3 protein-coding genes are annotated in these 3,541 nt (G+C 38.7%); all 3 read left to right on the top strand.

Annotated features, from left to right (window positions below; all coding sequences use genetic code 11):
- The first annotated feature begins 223 nt into the window (after positions 1-223).
- From mgtE to leuD, 3 genes are read left to right on the top strand one after another with little or no spacing between them, the layout of a single operon-like run.
- A complete protein-coding gene (gene mgtE, locus Q7J67_08810; protein MDO9465382.1) occupies positions 224-1,576 on the top strand; it encodes a magnesium transporter in 1,353 nt (450 codons plus the stop codon).
- A 19-nt stretch (positions 1,577-1,595) separates the two neighbouring features.
- A complete protein-coding gene (gene leuC / locus Q7J67_08805) occupies positions 1,596-2,894 on the top strand; it encodes a 3-isopropylmalate dehydratase large subunit (GenBank protein ID MDO9465381.1) in 1,299 nt (432 codons plus the stop codon).
- A complete protein-coding gene (gene leuD / locus Q7J67_08800; GenBank protein MDO9465380.1) occupies positions 2,891-3,379 on the top strand; it encodes a 3-isopropylmalate dehydratase small subunit in 489 nt (162 codons plus the stop codon). Before leuC ends, leuD begins: the two co-directional genes overlap by 4 nt.
- Positions 3,380-3,541: the final 162 nt, after the last annotated feature.

Below are 3,541 nucleotides of genomic sequence, written 5' to 3'. Positions count from 1 at the left end.
CCGCTTTAGCTCTCTTTGACTTGCCATGATAATATCCCTTTCTGCCATAATACCCTCCTATTAAATCGGGTATTATAGCCTCTTTAAATTAGGACATTTCTAAATGTGCCAAATAGGACATTATCATTTGTGTATTACAGTTCTAAATCCCTTTGACTTTATTGCTTTTCCGTTGCTATAATGCCTCAATGCTAAATAAACAGAGTGTGTGAAAATTGGTTTTATGGAAAAGAAGATAGAGAGATTTATAAACATTGTTCAGGATTATCTTAGCAGCAATGCTGTTGTCAAGCTTCAGAGGTTTTTAAATAAGCTTCATACTGCTGACGTGGCTGATGTTATAAGTCACTTAGAAGCTGAAGAAGGGCAGAAAATACTGAATATGCTTAAGCCAGAGGTTACTGCTGAAGTTCTAAATGAAGTAGATTCTGTGTTAGCAAAAAAACTTGTTCAAGCTATGAGTCCCATTAGACTTTCAAAAATGCTTGATACAATGCCTCCTGACAATGCTGCCGATATCCTTCAGTATCTTCCAGAAGGAGAGCATCTAAAAGTTCTGGCCCAAATGACAGAAGAAGAAGCAGCAGAAGAAGTAGCAGAATTAATTCAATATGATAAAGATACTGCAGGTGGAATAATGACAACTGAATTTGTATCTTTTCATGAGGATGCCACAGTCGCTGACACATTAGAGTATCTGCGAAAAGATATGGATGTGGAAGCCGGTTATTATATATACACAACAGACAGAGAAGACCATCTTCGTGGAGTAGTTACATTAAAAAAACTAATTATGGCAGATCCTGATAAAAGATTAAAAAATGTGATGATTTCAGACATCATTAGTGTAAAGCCCGACAGTGATCAGGAATATGTTGCAAATCTAGTTGCAAAGTACGATCTTTTAGCTGTTCCTGTTACGGATGCTTCAAACAGGCTTCTGGGAATAATAACAGTTGATGATATTATTGACGTGATAAGAGAAGAGGCTACTGAAGATGTATATAAGTCTGTTGGAACGACAGAGGACGAGCTTTTGACAAAGTCTTCTTTCAATGTTGCTAAGATACGTCTTCCATGGCTCATTACGACTCTTCTGGGAGGACTAATATGTGTACTTGTTGTAAGCAGATTTAAATTTGTTCTGGAACAGGTTATAGCTCTGGCTTTTTTTATGCCCATAATTGCCGCTATGGGAGGAAACATTGGAATTCAATCATCTACAATTGTAGTGAGAGGGTTGGCAACGGGCATAATAGACACTAAAAAGGTATGGAAAATGCTTTTTAGAGAAGTAAGAATAGGCGCTATTATGGGACTTGCATGCGGCGCCGTTGTAGGAACAGTCGGAGTGTTATGGCAGAGGCAGCTTGTTTTAGGACTTGTTCTTTTTGTTTCAATGTTTATGGCTATTATTGTTGCTGCAGCAATAGGAGCAATTATACCGCTTGTATTTAATAAGTTTAACATTGACCCCGCTATTGCTACAGGACCTTTTGTAACAACTGCGAATGATATTACAGGCATGCTCATATACTTCAGTTTGGCATTGGGATTAATGAAATATTTAGTTTAATTTAAGGAGGAAATTTTAAATGGGAATGACTATAACAGAAAAAATATTAGCCGCGCATGTGAGAAAGAAACAAGAGGCGATGCCTCTTGTTTTCCCTGGTGAGCTTATTGAGGCGAATCTTGATTTTATTTTGGGTAATGATATTACCGCCCCGATTGCAATCTCTGAGTTTGAGTCTGTAGAAAAAGAAAAGGGCAGGGAACTGGACGTTTTTGATAAAGAGAGAGTTGCTCTTGTGCCTGACCATTTTACCCCAAACAAGGATGTGAAATCAGCAGAGCAGTGTAAAATACTCAGGGATTTTTCAAGGAAGAAGACAATTAAATATTACTTTGAGATAGGGGAAATGGGGGTAGAGCATGCACTGCTTCCTGAGCAGGGACTTGTTCTTCCCGGAGATTGTATCATTGGCGCAGATTCGCATACATGTACTTACGGAGCTTTGGGCGCATTTTCAACAGGCGTTGGAAGCACTGATCTTGCAGCAGCAATGATAAGAGGTAAAGCATGGTTTAAAGTTCCTGAAACCATAAAGTTTGTTTACAAAGGAATGCTTAATACGTGGGTTTGCGGCAAGGATCTTATTCTCTATACAATAGGGGATATAGGCGTAGACGGAGCGCTTTATAAATCAATGGAGTTCTGCGGGGATGTTATATCTGGATTAACTATGCCTGATAGATTTACAATGTGTAATATGGCAATAGAAGCAGGAGGGAAGAATGGCATTATCGAACCTGATGAGAAGACATTAAATTATATTAAGAATACGGCAAAAAGAGATTACAAGGTATATAAAAGCGATTCAGATGCCAAATATGCTGATATCAGGGAATATGATGTGTCGAAAATTAAACCTCAGGTATCGTTCCCTCATCTACCGTCAAACACAAAACCTGCAAGCGAGGCTGATAATATACAAATAGATCAGGTGGTTATAGGTTCGTGCACAAATGGAAGGCTACAGGATTTAGAAATTGCAGCAGGGATACTGAAGGGACATAAGATACATCCATATATAAGGCTTATAATTCTTCCTGCAACTCAAAAGATATACGCTGATGCTATGAAAATGGGGTTGTTTGATATATTTCTGGAGAGTGGAGGAATTATAAGCACTCCTACCTGCGGACCGTGCCTTGGCGGGCATATGGGTGTGCTTGCAGAAGGAGAAAGATGTGTAAGCACAACGAACCGTAATTTTGTGGGAAGAATGGGGCACGTTAAGAGTGAAGTATATCTTGCAAGCCCTGCTGTTGCAGCCGCATCAGCAATTAAGGGAAGAATAACAGATCCGGAGGAGATAAAGATAAAATGAACTTTAAAGGAAAGAGTTGGAAATACGGAGACAATGTAAATACAGATGAGATCATCCCTGCAAGATACCTTAATACTTCTGACCCAAAAGAACTGGCAGAACACTGCATGGAGGACATAGACGCTTCTTTTGCTAAGTGTGTTAAGAAAGGCGATATTATTGTTGCTCAGGAGAATTTTGGCTGCGGTTCATCAAGGGAACATGCGCCAATATCTATAAAGGAAGCAGGAGTTTCATGTATCATAGCAAATACGTTCGCAAGGATATTCTACCGTAATGCAATAAATATTGGCCTTCCAATTCTTGAATGTAAGGAAGCAGTCAAGGATGCAGATAAAGGAGATATTCTGGAAGTTGACTTATCAGCAGGCACTATATCCAATCTTACAAAGAACAAGTTCTACAAATCCAGCCCATTTCCCGAATTTATTCAGGACCTGATATCTGCAGGAGGCTTAATGAAGTGGGTTAGTAAGTCAATATAATAATGGGAGAGGATAAAACAATTAAATTAGGCTGCCTTCGGCAGCAACTTTTCCTTTAATAAAACAATTTTTTCATGTAATCTTAACGTATTATGGAATATGTAAGCGGAAAAATCAAGCTCAGAAATATTTTTTTAGACAACGGCAATTGGTGGAAAGTTT

The organism is bacterium, assembly GCA_030652805.1.
Lineage (GTDB): Bacteria > JAHJDO01 > JAHJDO01 > JAHJDO01 > JAHJDO01 > JAHJDO01.
Note: the sequence above shows the minus strand (reverse complement) of the source record. Positions and strands in the feature narration are given on the sequence as shown.